The sequence below is a fragment of the Actinosynnema sp. NPDC050436 genome (assembly GCF_040655415.1).
Lineage (GTDB): Bacteria > Actinomycetota > Actinomycetes > Mycobacteriales > Pseudonocardiaceae > Actinosynnema.
This window is the reverse complement of record NZ_JBFAJV010000005.1, coordinates 109130-123113: the sequence shown is the minus strand read 5'-3', so window position 1 is coordinate 123113 and position 13984 is coordinate 109130. Positions and strand designations below refer to the sequence as shown.

General features: G+C 73.5%; 15 protein-coding genes. 4 read left to right on the top strand and 11 right to left on the bottom strand.

Features of this window, described 5'->3' with window-relative positions; genetic code table 11:
- Window positions 1–14: 14 nt before the first annotated feature.
- The 3 genes from AB0I60_RS15360 to ctaD all read right to left on the bottom strand — a co-directional run bounded on the left by AB0I60_RS15360 (window position 15) and on the right by ctaD (window position 3806).
- Window positions 15–698: a peptidyl-tRNA hydrolase gene (locus tag AB0I60_RS15360; RefSeq protein WP_360730632.1), complete on the bottom strand. Its 684-nt coding sequence runs from the start codon at window positions 696–698 to the stop codon at window positions 15–17.
- Window positions 699–712: 14 nt separating this feature from the next.
- The gene (gene serB, locus AB0I60_RS15355) at window positions 713–1939 is read right to left on the bottom strand and encodes a phosphoserine phosphatase SerB (protein ID WP_360729942.1); all 1227 of its coding nucleotides are present in this window, start codon (window positions 1937–1939) and stop codon (window positions 713–715) included.
- 79 nt (window positions 1940–2018) lie between these two features.
- On the bottom strand, window positions 2019–3806 hold the full coding sequence (ctaD, locus tag AB0I60_RS15350; protein ID WP_360729940.1) for a cytochrome c oxidase subunit I: 1788 nt from the start codon (window positions 3804–3806) through the stop codon (window positions 2019–2021).
- Window positions 3807–4021: 215 nt separating this feature from the next.
- On the opposite strand from ctaD, the gene AB0I60_RS15345 reads away from it, so the two are divergent.
- Together AB0I60_RS15345 and AB0I60_RS15340 are read left to right on the top strand one after the other, a co-directional pair.
- Complete coding sequence (locus AB0I60_RS15345; protein WP_360729937.1) at window positions 4022–4777, top strand: phosphotransferase; 756 nt, start codon at window positions 4022–4024, stop codon at window positions 4775–4777.
- A gap of 9 nt (window positions 4778–4786) precedes the next feature.
- Complete coding sequence (locus tag AB0I60_RS15340) at window positions 4787–5395, top strand: HD domain-containing protein (protein ID WP_360729935.1); 609 nt, start codon at window positions 4787–4789, stop codon at window positions 5393–5395.
- A gap of 58 nt (window positions 5396–5453) precedes the next feature.
- On the opposite strand, the gene AB0I60_RS15335 is transcribed toward AB0I60_RS15340, so the two are convergent.
- The 7 genes from AB0I60_RS15335 to AB0I60_RS15305 all read right to left on the bottom strand — a co-directional run bounded on the left by AB0I60_RS15335 (window position 5454) and on the right by AB0I60_RS15305 (window position 10851).
- Window positions 5454–6017 (bottom strand): cupin, encoded by a 564-nt coding sequence (locus AB0I60_RS15335; RefSeq protein ID WP_360729933.1) that lies wholly within the window; start codon window positions 6015–6017, stop codon window positions 5454–5456.
- Entirely contained in the window at window positions 6014–6607 is a 594-nt protein-coding gene (gene mtnB / locus AB0I60_RS15330; protein WP_360729930.1) for a methylthioribulose 1-phosphate dehydratase, read from the bottom strand. Before mtnB ends, AB0I60_RS15335 begins: the two co-directional genes overlap by 4 nt.
- Window positions 6604–7269, bottom strand: coding sequence for an acireductone synthase (gene mtnC, locus AB0I60_RS15325; RefSeq protein WP_360729927.1), 666 nt, complete (start codon window positions 7267–7269; stop codon window positions 6604–6606). The genes mtnB and mtnC overlap by 4 nt, the downstream gene beginning before the upstream one ends.
- Complete coding sequence (locus AB0I60_RS15320; RefSeq protein WP_360729924.1) at window positions 7262–8272, bottom strand: methylthioribose-1-phosphate isomerase; 1011 nt, start codon at window positions 8270–8272, stop codon at window positions 7262–7264. Before AB0I60_RS15320 ends, mtnC begins: the two co-directional genes overlap by 8 nt.
- Entirely contained in the window at window positions 8272–9396 is a 1125-nt protein-coding gene (locus tag AB0I60_RS15315) for an acyl-CoA dehydrogenase family protein (RefSeq protein WP_360729921.1), read from the bottom strand. The genes AB0I60_RS15320 and AB0I60_RS15315 overlap by 1 nt, the downstream gene beginning before the upstream one ends.
- A gap of 61 nt (window positions 9397–9457) precedes the next feature.
- Window positions 9458–10672, bottom strand: a complete 1215-nt coding sequence (locus AB0I60_RS15310; RefSeq protein ID WP_360729919.1) for a hypothetical protein — start codon at window positions 10670–10672, stop codon at window positions 9458–9460.
- Window positions 10669–10851 (bottom strand): hypothetical protein, encoded by a 183-nt coding sequence (locus tag AB0I60_RS15305; protein WP_360729917.1) that lies wholly within the window; start codon window positions 10849–10851, stop codon window positions 10669–10671. The genes AB0I60_RS15310 and AB0I60_RS15305 overlap by 4 nt, the downstream gene beginning before the upstream one ends.
- 134 nt (window positions 10852–10985) lie before the next feature.
- Here AB0I60_RS15305 and AB0I60_RS15300 point away from each other — a divergent pair, with 134 nt between their 5' ends.
- Together AB0I60_RS15300 and AB0I60_RS15295 are read left to right on the top strand one after the other, a co-directional pair.
- Window positions 10986–11234 (top strand): SPW repeat protein, encoded by a 249-nt coding sequence (locus AB0I60_RS15300; protein WP_360729914.1) that lies wholly within the window; start codon window positions 10986–10988, stop codon window positions 11232–11234.
- A gap of 59 nt (window positions 11235–11293) precedes the next feature.
- Window positions 11294–12103 (top strand): hypothetical protein, encoded by an 810-nt coding sequence (locus AB0I60_RS15295; RefSeq protein WP_360729912.1) that lies wholly within the window; start codon window positions 11294–11296, stop codon window positions 12101–12103.
- 38 nt (window positions 12104–12141) lie between these two features.
- Here the strand turns inward: AB0I60_RS15295 and AB0I60_RS15290 are convergent, their stop codons facing one another.
- Window positions 12142–13911: a family 20 glycosylhydrolase gene (locus tag AB0I60_RS15290; protein ID WP_360729909.1), complete on the bottom strand. Its 1770-nt coding sequence runs from the start codon at window positions 13909–13911 to the stop codon at window positions 12142–12144.
- Between the last annotated feature and the right edge of the window lie 73 nt (window positions 13912–13984).

Sequence of the window (13984 nt, the reverse complement as noted above, 5' to 3'; positions counted from 1 at the left end):
CAATTCAGGTCAGGTCACGTCCTGAATGCCGCCACGGTCGCCGTGCCCGGGTCGACCTCCGTGTAACCGGCGTCGCGCACCACCACGGCGTCCGGGCGGGCCAGCAGGGCGTCCCACTCGGCCGGTGACGGGGTGCGCACCGCGCACCGGTAGTCCACGGACGCCCACTCCTTCAGCTCCTCCTCGGACAGCGCGGGGGCCAGCAGCATCGACGCGTGCCCCACCTGCGCCGCCGCCTTGCCCGCCGTCATCGCCACCCCCGGGTTCAGCCACAGCAGGCGCGCGCCGGCGGGCACCGGGCCCGGCTCGTCCACCGGCAGCTCGCTGCCCGAGATCTGCAACCGGGACAGCTCCTTGGGCAGGTCCGCCACCTTCGCCGGCACGAACGCCCGCACCTCGGCCCGGCCCACGGCCAGCGTCACGCCGGGCAGCGCCTGGACCGCCTCCCAGTGCGCGCCGCGCGCCCGCCGCGACACCTTGCGGATGCGCCCGCGCACCCACGCCACCACGTCGTCGTGCCACTCGCCGCCGGGCTCGGCCCTCGGGTCCAGGCACACCGCGACGGCCGCCGCCGCAGCCGCCTCCAGCACGTCGGTGCGGCGCGGCGGGTCGGTCCGCTCGATCCGCAGGACCACGGGCATCGCCCGCACCGCCGCCGGGTCCTCCTCGTCGGTCGCGTAGTGCCGGTCGACCAGCATCCGCAGCACGTCGTTCACGGCCGCACCAGCTCCAGCCCGTCCGCCGCGTCCGCCGCCTCCACCTCGGCCCGGGTCACGCCCAGCACGAACAGCACGGCGTCCAGGAACGGGTGCGACAGCGCGGTGTCCGCGACCTCGCGCAGCGCGGGCTTGGCGTTGAACGCGATGCCCAGCCCGGCCGCGCCCAGCATGTCGATGTCGTTGGCCCCGTCGCCGACGGCGACCGTCTGCCCCAGCGGCACGCCCTCCTGCTCGGCGAACCGGCGCAGCGCCACCGCCTTGCCCGGCCGGTCCACGATGTCGCCGACCACCCGGCCGGTGAGCGCGCCGTCCACGACCTCCAGCTCGTTGGCCGCGCAGAAGTCCAGCCCCAGGTCGTCCACGAGGGACCGGATCACCCGGGTGAACCCGCCGGACACCACGCCGCAGCGGAACCCGAGCCGCTTGAGCGTCCGCACGGTGGTCCGCGCGCCCGCCGTCAGCTCCAGCGAGCCCGCCACCTCGTCCAGCACCGACTCGTCCAGCCCGGCCAGCAGCGCCACCCGGCGGCGCAGCGACTCGGCGAAGTCCAGCTCCCCGCGCATCGCCGCCTCGGTGATCTCGCGCACCTGCGGCTCGACGCCCACGTGCGCGGCCAGCATCTCGATCACCTCGCCCTGGATCAGGGTCGAGTCGACGTCGAACACCACCAGCCGCTTCGCCCGCCGGGTCAGGCCGGCCCGCTCGACCGCGACGTCCAGGTCGACCCGCACGGACACCTCGGCCAACGCCTCGCGCAGCGCCGCGTCGGCCTCCGCCGTGTCCGCCGCGACCGAGACCCGCAGCTCCAGGCCGGTGACCGGGTAGTCCGCGACGCCCCGGATGGCGTCGATGTTCACGCCCAGCGACGCCAGCTTGCGCGCCACCTCGGTGAACCCGCGCGCGGTGACCGGCCGGCCCAGCAGGATCACCACGTGGCTGGACTCCAGCCGCGCGGTGCGCTTGCCGTCCGCGCCGATCTCCACCTCGACCTGCATGGACACCGTGGCCATGGCCTGCTCCACGGACTCCTGGAGCCCCTCCGGGTCGTGGCCGGCGGCGACCAGCACCCCGAGCACCAGGCGGCCCCGGATCACCACCTGCTCCACGTCCAGGACGTCCACCCCGTGCCGGGTCAGGACCGCGAACAACACGGAGGACACCCCCGGTTTGTCCGGGCCGGTGACGGTGATCAGGACGGGTGTCGCGCTCGGCTTGCTCACTGGTGGCTCCTCTGCCAGACAGCAACGAGCCCCGGCGACCAGGCGGTCGTCGGGGCTCGTCGTTGAACCTGCGCCCAGGTTACTTGTGGTCGTGCTCGGTGCCCTCGGACGCCGTGCCCGACTGCACGGCCTTGCCGGCCGCCTCGAACACCGTGGGCTTGGCCTTGTCGTGCGGGATGGCCTTGCCGGTGAACGTGACGTGCGCTTCCTCGTGCAGCCGCTCGATCATGTGCGGGTAGTGCAGCTCGAACGCCGGGCGCGCGGACCGGATGCGCGGCAGCTCGGTGAAGTTGTGCCGGGGCGGCGGGCAGGAGGTCGCCCACTCCAGCGAGTTGCCGAAGCCCCACGGGTCGTCCACGTGCACGGTCTCGCCGTAGCGGTAGGACTTGAACACGTTCCAGATGAACGGCAGCGTGGACGCGCCGAGGATGTACGCGCCGATGGTGGAGATCGTGTTCAGCGTGGTGAAGCCGTCGGAGGGCAGGTAGTCCGCGTACCGGCGCGGCATCCCCTCGTTGCCCAGCCAGTGCTGCACCAGGAACGTCGCGTGGAAGCCCAGGAACGTGGTCCAGAAGTGCAGCTTGCCCAGCGGCTCGTCCAGCATCCGCCCGGTGATCTTCGGGAACCAGAAGTAGATGCCGGCGAAGGTGGCGAACACGATCGTGCCGTAGAGCACGTAGTGGAAGTGCGCGACCACGAAGTAGGTGTCCGACACGTGGAAGTCGATGGCCGGGGCGGCGAGCAGCACGCCGGACAGGCCGCCGAAGAGGAAGGTGACGATGAAGCCGATGCTGAACAGCATCGGTGTCTCGAACGTCAACTGCCCCTTCCACATCGTGCCGATCCAGTTGAAGAACTTGATGCCGGTCGGCACGGCGATCAGGAAGGTCATGAACGCGAAGAACGGCAGCAGCACCGCGCCCGTGGCGTACATGTGGTGCGCCCACACGGCCACCGACAGCGCCGCGATGCCCAGCGTCGCGTAGACCAGGCCGTTGTAGCCGAAGATCGGCTTGCGGCTGAACACCGGGAAGATCTCGCTCACGATGCCGAAGAACGGCAACGCGACGATGTAGACCTCGGGGTGCCCGAAGAACCAGAAGAGGTGCTGCCACAGGATCACGCCGCCGTTGGCGGGGTCGAACACGTGGGCACCGAGGTGCCGGTCCGCGAGCAGGCCGAGCAGCGCGGCGGTCAGGATCGGGAACGCCAGCAGCACCAGCACCGACGTGACCAGGATGTTCCAGGTGAAGATCGGCATCCGGAACATGGTCATGCCGGGCGCGCGCAGGCAGACCACGGTGGTGATCATGTTGACCGCGCCGAGGATCGTGCCCAGACCACCGACGACCAGGCCGGAGATCCACAGGTCGGCACCCGCGCCGGGCGAGTGGATGGCGTTGGACAGCGGCGTGTAGGCGAACCAGCCGAAGTCGGCCGCGCCGCCGGGCGTGATGAAGCCCGCCATGACGATCAGGCCGCCGAACAGGTACAGCCAGTAGGAGAACGCGTTCAGGCGCGGGAACGCCACGTCCGGCGAGCCGATCTGGAGCGGCAGCACGAAGTTGGCGAAGCCGAACACGATCGGGGTCGCGTAGAGCAGCAGCATCACCGTGCCGTGCATGGTGAACAGCTGGTTGAACTGCTCCTGGCTGAGGAACTGCATTCCCGGACGGGCCAGCTCGGTCCTCATCAGCATGGCCATCGCGCCGCCCACCATGAAGAAGGCGAACGAGGTGACCAGGTACATGATCCCGATCTGCTTGTGGTCCGTGGTGCGGAACATCCGCAGCAGGAACGAACCCTTGACCGCCTCGCGAGTCCCGAAGGGCCGCGTAGCGATCGGCTGCGGGGCTACGGCCGTCACGGTGCCTCCTGCACTGTCCTGGTTCTGGCGTGGCCGGATGGCTGGCCACCCGGCTCCCCGGATCGTAGACGGCACTGTCGCGGGCGGCGCGTCTGGGCCTTGGCCGACCAGGGCGGGGTTGCGCAGCTCACAGTGCCCGACCGCGCCGCCCCCGGCCGGCCGGGCGGGCGGAAATTCGCTGGGCAGGGCCGTCCTGCGCGGTGAACATGCTGGTCATGGGTACGGCGTTGGAAGCGGTGCGCGTGGTGGGTGGGCGGTCGGGGCTGCCCACGGACGACTTGGCGGTGCTCAAGGAGGGCAGCAACCTGCTGGTCCACCTGCGGCCGGCGCCGGTGGTGGCCCGGGTGGGCGCGGTGACGGCGTCGGTGCGCGGTGACGTGTCCGGGCACTTCGCGCGGGCGGACGCGGTGAGCCGGTTCCTGGCCGGGCGCGGGGTGCCGGTGGTGGAGCCGGTGGCCGCGCCGGTCCGCGAGGACGGCTGGGTGGTGGCGCTGGCCGCGCACGTCCCGCACTCGCCCGACTGGACGCCCGACAGCGCGTCGTTCGCCACCATGCTGCGCGAGTTGCACCAGGAACTGGCGCACTTCACCGGCGACCTGCCGGCGCGCGGGCCGCTGGACGACGTCGACGCCGTGCTGGAGCTGCTCGGCCGGCCCGCCGGCCTGGTGGCGGCCCGCGACGCGGTGGTGGCCGGGTGGCCGGACCTGCCGGTGCAGGCGCTGCACGGCGACGCCCACCCGCACAACGTGCTGTTCACCCGGGCCGGGCCGGTGTGGAACGACTTCGAGGACACCTGGCGCGGGCCGGTCGGCTGGGACGTGGCGTGCGCGGCCACCAGCCGGCTGCTCGACCGGGCGGCCGTGGAGCGCGCCTACCCGGTGCCGGTGCTCGACCACTGGTCGGACGCGCGCCGCCTGCTGGTCCGGTGCTGGCGCGCGGCGACGGACCTCCACCGGGCCTCGACGCCGTAGGGTCGGCCCGTGCTCGAGGAGCTGTGGGACGAGGCGGTGCGGGTGCTGGGCGGTCGGCCGGGCACGGCGGGCGACCTGGCCGCGCGGTACGCCGACGCCCGTCGCGGCTACCACGGCACCGACCACGTGCTGGCCGTCGTGCGGGACGTCGGGCTGCTGGCCGGCCACCGCTCCCCGGCCGACCGGGCGACGCTGGTCCTGGCCGCGCTGGCGCACGACGTGGTCTACGACGGCAGGCCCGGTGACGACGAGCGGGCCAGCGCGGCGTGGGCGGTCGAGCGGCTCACCGCCGCCGGGGTGGACCCCGGGGCCGTGGCCGACCTGGTGCTGGCCACGGCCGACCACACCGCCGGCGACGAGCTGACGGCGTTGCTGGTGGACGCCGACCTGGCGATCCTGGGCGCGGACGCCGAGGTGTACGAGCGCTACCGGGCCGCCGTGCGGCGGGAGTACGCGCACGTGCCCGACGAGGACTGGCGGCGGGGCCGTGCACGGGTGCTGCGGGACCTGGCCGGCCGCGACCCGCTCTACGCGACGCCGCAGGCGCGCGCCCGCTGGGAGGCGCGCGCCAAGGCCAACCTCGCGGCCGAGCTGGCGTCGCTCGACGGCAGCCCCTGACCGGGTCCGCCCGCCGACCGCACCCGACGACCGCACCCGACGGCGGTCGGCGGTCGGGTCAGCGGCCGGCGGTGATGGCGTCGAAGGTCGGGAACGACTCGGCGATCCGGCTGCCGGTGAAGTTGCCGACCCAACCGTCGTCGTCGTGGAAGAACCGGATCGACACGTAGTCCGGGCGGGTGCCCATGTCGAACCAGTGCGCGGTGTTCTCCGGCACGCTCAGCAGGTCGCCCGCCTCGCACAGCACGGCGTGCACCTTCCCGCCCACGTGCAGGTAGAACACGCCCGACCCGCGCGCGAAGAACCGGTCCTCGTCGTCGTCGTGGGTGTGCTCGGCGAGGAACCTCGACCGGGCCTCGCCCGCCGCCGCGAGCCACCCCGGGTCGTCGGACGGCGTCATCTCCATGGCGTCGACCAGGACGTACCCCTCGGTCTCGGTCACCCGCCGGACCTGGTCGGCGTACGCCTCCAGGGCGTTGTCCCGGGTCACGCCGGGCAGCACGGGCCACTGCTCGTACCGCACGCCCAGCGCCTTCAGCTCGGCGGCGATCTCGACCGGGTCCTCCGTCCGCACCAGCACGGTGCCGGGCCCGGTGTCCGGCCACACGGTCAGCAGCGTCATCGCGGGTCCCTCCTCGTCTCGACCTCGAAGCGCAGCAGCCACTCCAGGCACTCCAGCCGGTGGCGTGCCTGGTGCAGGTCGTCACCCCACACGTACACCCCGTGCCGGGCCACGATCAAGGCCGGCACGTCCGCGCGGTAGCCGGCCTCGAACGCGTCCCCGAGCACGTCCATGTCCTGGTCGTTCGGCACCACCGGCACCACCACGACGTCGTCGTGCGCGCGCCGCCCGAAGCCCTTGAGCATCTCCAGGTCGCGCAGCTCGACCCCGCCGGGCCAGTGCTCGGCGGCCACCACGGGCGCGAGCGCGTGCACGTGGACCACCGCGCCGGCCCCGGAGACCGCCGCGATCCGGCCGTGCAGCCCGGCCTCGGCGGAGGGCGCCTTGACCGGGTCGTCGGTGCGGCCCCGCGCGTCGACCAGCACCACGTCGTCGGCGGTCAGCTCGCCCTTGTCCCGCCCGCTGACGGTGACCGCGAGCCGCAGCGGGTCGCGGTCGACCACCACGGACAGGTTGCCGGAGGTGCCGCGCATCCAGCCCATCGCGGCGTACCGCGCGCACTCGGCGGCGAGCGCCGCACCGGGTGTCACAGCGCGCTCACCGTCCGGTGCGGGCCGAAGTCCGCGTCCCCGTACGGCTCGCCGGGGCGGGCCACGCCCACGGTCCGCCAGCCGGCCTCGGCGGCGGCGTGCAGCTCGGCTGGGACGTCGGAGTAGAAGGTGATGTCGTCCGAGCCGAGGACGGCGGCGATCGCCCGGTAGGACGCGGCCTCGCGCTTGGGTCCCGCGTTCACCGTGTCGAAGTGGTGCTCGAACAGGCCGCGCAGGTCGCCGTCGGTGGTGTGGCCGAAGAAGGCCACCTGCCCGGCGACCGAGCCGGAGGAGAACACGGCCAGCCGCACGCCGTCCCCGTGCCACTTGCGCAGCGCGGGCACGACGTCGGGGAAGAACTCGGCGACCAGGTCGCCGTCGGCGTACCCCTGCTGCCAGATCAGGCCCTGCAACGTCTTGAGCGGCGTGACCTTCCGGTCGGCGTCCATCCAGCCGTGCAGCACGCGCACCAGCTCGTCCGTGCCGCCGTCCACACCGGACAGCTCCCGGACCTGGCGGACCGCCTCCGCGACGGCGGGGTCGTCGCCGTGCCCGTCGATCCACGGCCCGAGCCGGGGCCGGGCGTAGTCGTAGAGCACGACCAGCACCTGGTCGGTCGCGGACAGCGTGCCCTCGATGTCGAGCACGACCCAGTCAGTCATGTACTTCCTCGCCGTCGTAGTACTCGTGCAGGCGGTCGGGAGCGTACGCGCCGCGATCGGTGACCACGGAGGTCACGAACGCCGGCGGTGTCACGTCGAAGGCCGGGTACCAGCCCCGCACCCGGTCGCTGGCGGTGCGCCGGCCCAGCGTGCGCAGCACCTCGGAGCCGGGCCGGAACTCGATCGGCACGTCGGCCTCGGTCGGCGCGAGCCGGTCCGGCGCCTGCACCATGGCCAGGAACGGCACGTCGAACGCGGACGCCGCGACGGCCAGGCCCAGCGTGCCGACCTTGTTCACCACGTGCCCGTCCATGGTGACCCGGTCGGCGGCGGTCAGCAGCACGTCGACCTCGCCCGCCCGGAACGCCGCCGCGCCCGTGCCGTCGGTGATCAGCGTGGTGTCCGCGCCCATCTCGGCGAGGGTCTCGGCGGTCAGCCGCGCGCCTTGGAGATAGGGCCGGGTCTCGGTGCAGAAGTAGCGCAGCCGCTTGCCGAGCGCGGTCGCGGCCCGGACCGCCTCGATGAGGTACAGGTCGGCCCAGCAGTGCGTGAGCACCGCGCCGTCGTCGGGCAGCAGCCGCGCGGTGTGCTCCCCCAGCGCCCGGCTGCGGCTGCGGTACCGCTCGTCACCCGCCACCGCGCCGGCCAGCGCGCCCGCTTCGAGGTCGTCGGACGCGTCCACGCCCGCCAGCACCGAGGCGACCGCCTTGCGCAGGGCGTTGTTGGTGCGCCGGGTCGCCACGAGGAGCCGCCCGACGTGCTCCAGGTGGGCGCGCGCCTCGGCGCGGGGCAGGCCCCGGGCCTCCCGGGCGGCCAGCACCATGCCCCACAGCGCCGCGAAGTACGGGCCGGACGACTGGGTGACCATGTCCTCGATGGCGCGGGCCACCTCGGCGCTGGTCGCGCAGCGCACCCAGGTCCGCTCGAAGGGGAACACGCGGCGGTCCAGGACGTGCACGCCGTCGTCGGCGAGCCGGACGCTGTGCGCGAGGACCGGATCCATCAGCTGTACCCGGTGAACGGCGCCCGCTCGCCGGTCAGGAAGTACGCCCCGACCTCGCGCGCCTTGTACGCCACCGGGTCGTGCAGGGTGAGCGTGCGGGCGTTGCGCCAGAACCGGTCGAAGCCGTAGCCGGCGGCGGTCGCGCGGGCGCCGCACAGCTCGAACACCTTGGCGGTGGTGTGGTTGGCGACCCTGGTCGACACGACCTTCGCCGACGAGATCAGCGCGGCCACCGAGGCCCGCTGCTCGACGGTCAGGTCCGCGCCCCGGTCGCTCGCGTCGCCCAGCGCGGTCGCGGCGTGGTCGGCCAGCAGCCCGGCGGCCTCCACGTCGGAGACCAGCTCGCCGTAGGTGGCCAGGACGTACGGGTCGGCGGTCGCGCTGTCGACGCCGGACAGGAACCACGGCCGGGTGGTGCCCCGGGTGTACCGGGCGGCCTCCGCGAGCGCGCCCTCGGCCAGCGCCACGTACACCCGGGCGAGCACGGCCTGGAAGCCGAGTGCGGCCAGCGACTGGCGCGGGCTGGTCTCGTCGTGCTCGCCCAGCACGCGGTCGGCGGGCACGCGCACGGCGTCGAACGCCACGCCGCCGCTGGCGGTCAGGCGCTGGCCGATGTTGTCCCAGTCCCCGGCGTAGCGGATGCCCGGGGACCGGGCGTCCAGGGTGAAGGTGAGCTTGCGGCCGGTGTCGGCGCGAGTCGCGCTGACCACCAGCCGGTCGGCGACGGACGCGCCGGTGGCGAAGGTCTTGCGCCCGCTGACGGTGAACCCGTCGCCGGCCGGCGTGAGCTCCAGGGCGGCGTCGAGCGGGTTGCTCACGCCGGCCCAGAACAGGTCGGCGTCCTCCTCGACCACGGGCCCGTCGAACAGCCCGCGCCGCCAGACCTGGAGGTAGTGGTACCCGAGCAGGTGCCCGACGTTGGCGTCCGCCGCCGCGACCACCCGGGTCACCGCCTGCTGGGTGCCCCAGTCGCGGACCGACAGCAGGCCGGACCGCCGCAGCGCCTCGACCTCGGCCACCGGTTCGGCCCCGGCCCGGTCCCGCTCGGCGGCGTCGACCCGCAGGGCCCCGGCCACCTCGTCGGCGACGGTCAGCCACTTCTGCCGACCATCGGTGCTCGTCATCCCACAGCCTCCACGCTCGCCCACCACCGGTCCGACGAGCCTAATCGCCCGCCGGACGGGATCACTGAGCGTTCCGCCACATGGGAGGCGCCTGCCCGGTCGGCCCGCCACCCGGCGGCCGGGCCGGCAGGTGCCGGGCGAGGTCCACCAGGCCCAGTTCGACCAGCGCCTTCTCCAGGCCGAGCCCGGCCGGCCGGTAGTGGCGCCCGCCGGGAAGCAGCCGCGCGTGCAGGTCCGCCAGGTGGGTCCGCCACACCCGGCGGTCGCGCCGCCAGGCCGCCAGGTAGTCCACGTAGAGCTGCGGGGTGATCCGCAGGCACCGGCCCCGGGCCGCCTTGAGCGCCACCAGCACCCGGTCCCGCTCCTCTGAGGGCGGCCGGGCCGCGACCCGGTCCACGATGTCGCTGATCATGGCCCGCCGGTCGGCGATGAACCGCGCGAAGAAGCCCGCGTCCGCGTGCTCCAGCGAGCCGCCGTCGTCCAGCAGCGCGAACAGGCCCTCGGCCAGGCAGTCGCCGAACTCCTCGGACCGCGCCCGCTGGTCGTTGGCGAACGGGTCGTACGGCTTCTGCACCGCCCGGCCCACCACCGCCGACGACCCGATGCCCCGGTCGTCGAGCAGGAAGAACCAGTCCTCGTTGTAGACGTTCGGGAAGAACGACCGCAGCAGCGACCGCCCGACCACCAGCGCGCCACCGCCGGTGAAGGTGTCCTGCGCGCCGCCGACCTCGCGGTAGGCGTGGCACACCACCGAGTTGTCCGGGAACCCCTCCACGGCCAGGGCTGCCGCGTCACAGGTGTCCAGCAGGCCCGCCGCGCGGGTGAGGGCCTGCGGGTCGGGCACCGCGATGTCGTCGTCCAGGAACGCGATCCGCTCCCAGCCGACCACGCCCGCGAGCAGCAGCCCGAGGTTGCGCTTGAGGCTGGTGTCCACCCGCCGCTCGAAGATCGTGCCGGCCGGCCGGGTGGTGGTCTCGAACTCGGGCAGCAGCCCGGCGGGCAGCCGGTCGGTGTCCACGGCGACCAGCTCGACGTCGGGCCGGGCGCGCGCGGCGACCTGGTCGGCCGACGAGTAGCGGCTGCACAGCGCGACCACGACGCAGCCCAGTTCGGCGCCCACGTCGAGGGCGGTCCGGAGGGCGGCGGGGTGCCGCGCGGTGGGCACGACGACGGCGTCGACCGCCGACGTCGGCGCGGCCCCTCCCGCCGCCGCCCGCAGCAGGTCGCGGTGCGATCCGTGGTGCCGGACCGCGCGCGGTTCGGCGGTGCTGGTCAAGCCCGGCCTTCCGGCCGCTCGTAGAGCCGCGACTCGGGCAGGTTCCAGTCCGGGGTGACCACCCGCCCGTTCACCACCGACACCCGGGTCAGCACGCTGTAGGCGGCCAGGCCGGCGAAGGTCTTGCGCAGGTACTCCGCGTTGCGGTCGCGGAACCGCTCGTCGGTGAGGGCGCGCACCGCGCCGAGGGTCCCCCGGCCGTAGATGCCGTTGCAGATCGTGACCGTCCGCTTGTGGTTGAACGGGTTCGGCCCCCGGTAGAAGTGGGCGACGTCCTCGTGCAGGACCTAGCGGCACGCCGGCCGCCTTCTCGGTGCTGAACGCCGCCGCCAAGTCGCCCTGGGTGATCACCGGGTCCGCCGAACCCACCTCCTCGACGCTGGTCGTCGTCGTCCTGCTGGGCGCGTTGACCCTGGTCCTGGGCCTGGTCCGGCTGCTGCGCCGGGTGCTCGGGCTGCTCACCCGCGTCCTGCTCTCGGCCGGTGCCGCCCTGATGGGCCTGGCCTCGGTGCTCGCCGGCTGCACCGTCCTGACCACGCTGGTCCTGGTCTACATCCGCTGACCGGACGCCCCCGTCGTCTACCGTGTGCGGGCCCGCACACCGATGGGGGGAGTCGCCCGATGGACGTGTCCCGCAGATCGCGCCGAGGGGGAACCGCGTTCGCGCCCCCGAGGCCGACCGCGCCCGACGACGCCCGCGCGCCGGGTCCACACCGGACGTCCACACCGCACCTGCTGGAAGCCGAACAGCTCGTCGGCTACCTGTCGCTGCCCACGTGCCCGCTGGCCAACAACACCTACAAGGACCCCGACCAGCCCAACGTCGTGCGGTGGGGGTCGCCCGGCGACGCGTCGACCTGGCGCAACCACAGCCAGTGCGCGTCGTTCCAGACCGCCGTGCTCCGGCGCACCTACCGCTGGGCCACCGCGAAGTTCCTGCGCACCCACTTCGGGTCGGCCAGCCCGTTCGCCCGGGACTACCGGGAGGTCTTCGCGCGCGGCGGCGTGCCGCACTTCCAGGCCGTGCGCCGGGTGGCCGACCTGCGCCCCGGCGACCTCGTCGCCATCGACTACCGCAACGACCAGGACACCAACACCGGGCACATCGTGCTGGTGCGGTCCGTGCGCGGCACCTACACCGCGCCCGTGGCGAGCCTGAACTTCCCGGGCGAGACCCAGTACGCGGTGGAGGTCGTGGACTGCACGGCCGAGCCGCACGGCCTGCACGGCGTGGGCGGCTACCCCGCGTACCCGGACAGCCGGATCTTCCACGCCGGCGCGGCGACCACCGGCGCGGGCTTCGGGCACATGATGTTCTACGCCTGCGACGAGACCGGCGGGTTCACCCGCTACCGGTGGAGCGTCAACACGTCGTCCTCGGGCACCTACCCGGTGGCCCGGCGGCCGGTGGCGGCGGCCCGGATCACCTGACCGGGAGGCGTGCCGGGCACGCCTCCCGGTCAGGTGCGTCACATGCGCTGCCAGAGCGCCGGCGCGCTGGTCGGCTCCCACCCCGGCTGCGAGGTGTGCGGTTGGCGGCACCGGTACGTGCCGCCGCTGTAGGTGACCTCGTTGCCCGTCGAGTAGCTGGTCCACGGTGCCCACGACCCCGACGGGACGCCGGTCGTCGTGGTGGTGGTCGTGGTGGTCGTGCCGCCGTTGTCCCACGGCACCTGGGTCGACCGGTAGAAGCCGATGCCCAGCGCGGTCCAGCGCGGCGCCTGCGCGCCCAGCCGCACCTTGAACGCGTCCCAGTTGTGCGTCGACCACGGCGACCAGCCCAGCTCGGCGATCGCGGCGAGCCTCGGGAACGCCATGAAGTCGACGTGCGCCGGGGTCACGATCGTCTCCGTCCACAGTGGGGCCTCGACGCCCCGGACCGCCGACTCGGGCACGCCGCTCAGGTGCGTGCCGGGGTTCCAGTTGTAGGCGTCCTGCACCTCGATCATCCCGGCCCAGCTCAGGCCGAGCGGCGTGCTGGGGTTGTACTTCATGTCGAGGTACGCCTTGTTGGCCGGGGACATGAGCACCTTCGCGCCGCGTGCGGCGGCGGCCTGCACCACGGCGTTGGACGTGGTGGTGCCCCAGTACTGCGGCACGGCGGTGGTGTCGGTGGTGGTCTTGATGAACTCGTGCCAGCCCATGGCCTTCTTGCCGTACTTGGCGACCAGGGGCAGGACCTTGTTCATGAAGGTCCGGTAGTCCTGGTCGGTGGTGGCGCTGGCCTCGTCGCCGCCGATGTGGAAGTACGGCCCGGGGGTCAGCTCGGCGATCTCCCGGATGACGTCCTCGACGAACTTGTAGGTGATGTCCTTGCCGACGCACAGGGAGCTGTAGCCGACCGCGATGTCGGTGCGCAGGCCGGGCGCGACGCCGTTGCAGTTCAGCTCGGCGTAGGAGGCCAGCGCCGCGTTGGTGTGGCCGGGCAGGTCGACCTCGGGGATCACGGTGATGTGCCGCGCGGCGGCGTAGGCGACGATCTCCTGGTACTGCGCCTTGGTGTAGTACCCGCCTGGGCCGCCGCCGACCTGCGTGCTGCCGCCGTGGGTGGCCAGCTTCGGCCAGCTGTCCACGACGATCCGCCAGCCCTGGTCGTCGGTGAGGTGCAGGTGGAAGTAGTTGATCTTGTACAGCGCGAGCTGGTCGAGGTAGCGCTTGACCGTGCCGACGGGGTGGAAGTGCCGGGCGACGTCGAGCATCGCGCCCCGGTGGGTGAACCGGGGGTGGTCGGTGACGGTCGCGCCCGGCACGGTCCACGGCCCGGCCTGCGGCGTGCTGCTCTCCACCTTGCCGGGCAGCAGTTGGCGCAGGGTCTGCACGCCGGCGAACAGGCCGGCGGCGGTGTTGGCGCGGATCGTGATCGCGGCGGTGGCGACGGTGAGCTGGTAGCCCTGGTCGCCGACGGCCGGCGGGGCCCCGCCGAGGAGCAGCGCGATGCCGTCGGCGGGGGTGCCCGTGGTGTCCTCGACCGGGAAGGGGTACCCGGTGGACGGGCGCAGCACCCCGGCCAGGTGGTCGCCGACGCCGCGCGCCGACGCGGTGGTGTAGATCTTGCTGGTGGCGCTGAACGTGTGCGCCGCGCCGGGCACCGCCTGCACGGACACCGGCACCGGCACGACGCTCTGGAGGGGCTCGGCCGCGACGGCGGGCGCGGGTGCCGAGCTGACGTTCCACGCGACGGTTGCGCCGACCAGCGACAGGACGGCGAGCGCGCGCGCCGCCCTTGCTCGGGGTTTCACCGTGGGACCTCCTCGGGGAGCAGGCGGCGGCCACCGGGTGTCCAGCGTGAACACGCCGGCGAGATCAAGTCAA

Coding starts and splice junctions, on each gene's coding strand:
- AB0I60_RS15360 (WP_360730632.1), bottom strand. CDS start 698: ATGCTGGTCGACCGGCACTACGCGACCGACGAGGAGGACCCGGCGGCG.
- AB0I60_RS15345 (WP_360729937.1), top strand. CDS start 4,022: ATGGGTACGGCGTTGGAAGCGGTGCGCGTGGTGGGTGGGCGGTCGGGG.
- AB0I60_RS15335 (WP_360729933.1), bottom strand. CDS start 6,017: ATGACGCTGCTGACCGTGTGGCCGGACACCGGGCCCGGCACCGTGCTG.
- mtnC (WP_360729927.1), bottom strand. CDS start 7,269: ATGACTGACTGGGTCGTGCTCGACATCGAGGGCACGCTGTCCGCGACC.
- AB0I60_RS15320 (WP_360729924.1), bottom strand. CDS start 8,272: ATGGATCCGGTCCTCGCGCACAGCGTCCGGCTCGCCGACGACGGCGTG.
- AB0I60_RS15315 (WP_360729921.1), bottom strand. CDS start 9,396: ATGACGAGCACCGATGGTCGGCAGAAGTGGCTGACCGTCGCCGACGAG.
- AB0I60_RS15295 (WP_360729912.1), top strand. CDS start 11,294: ATGGACGTGTCCCGCAGATCGCGCCGAGGGGGAACCGCGTTCGCGCCC.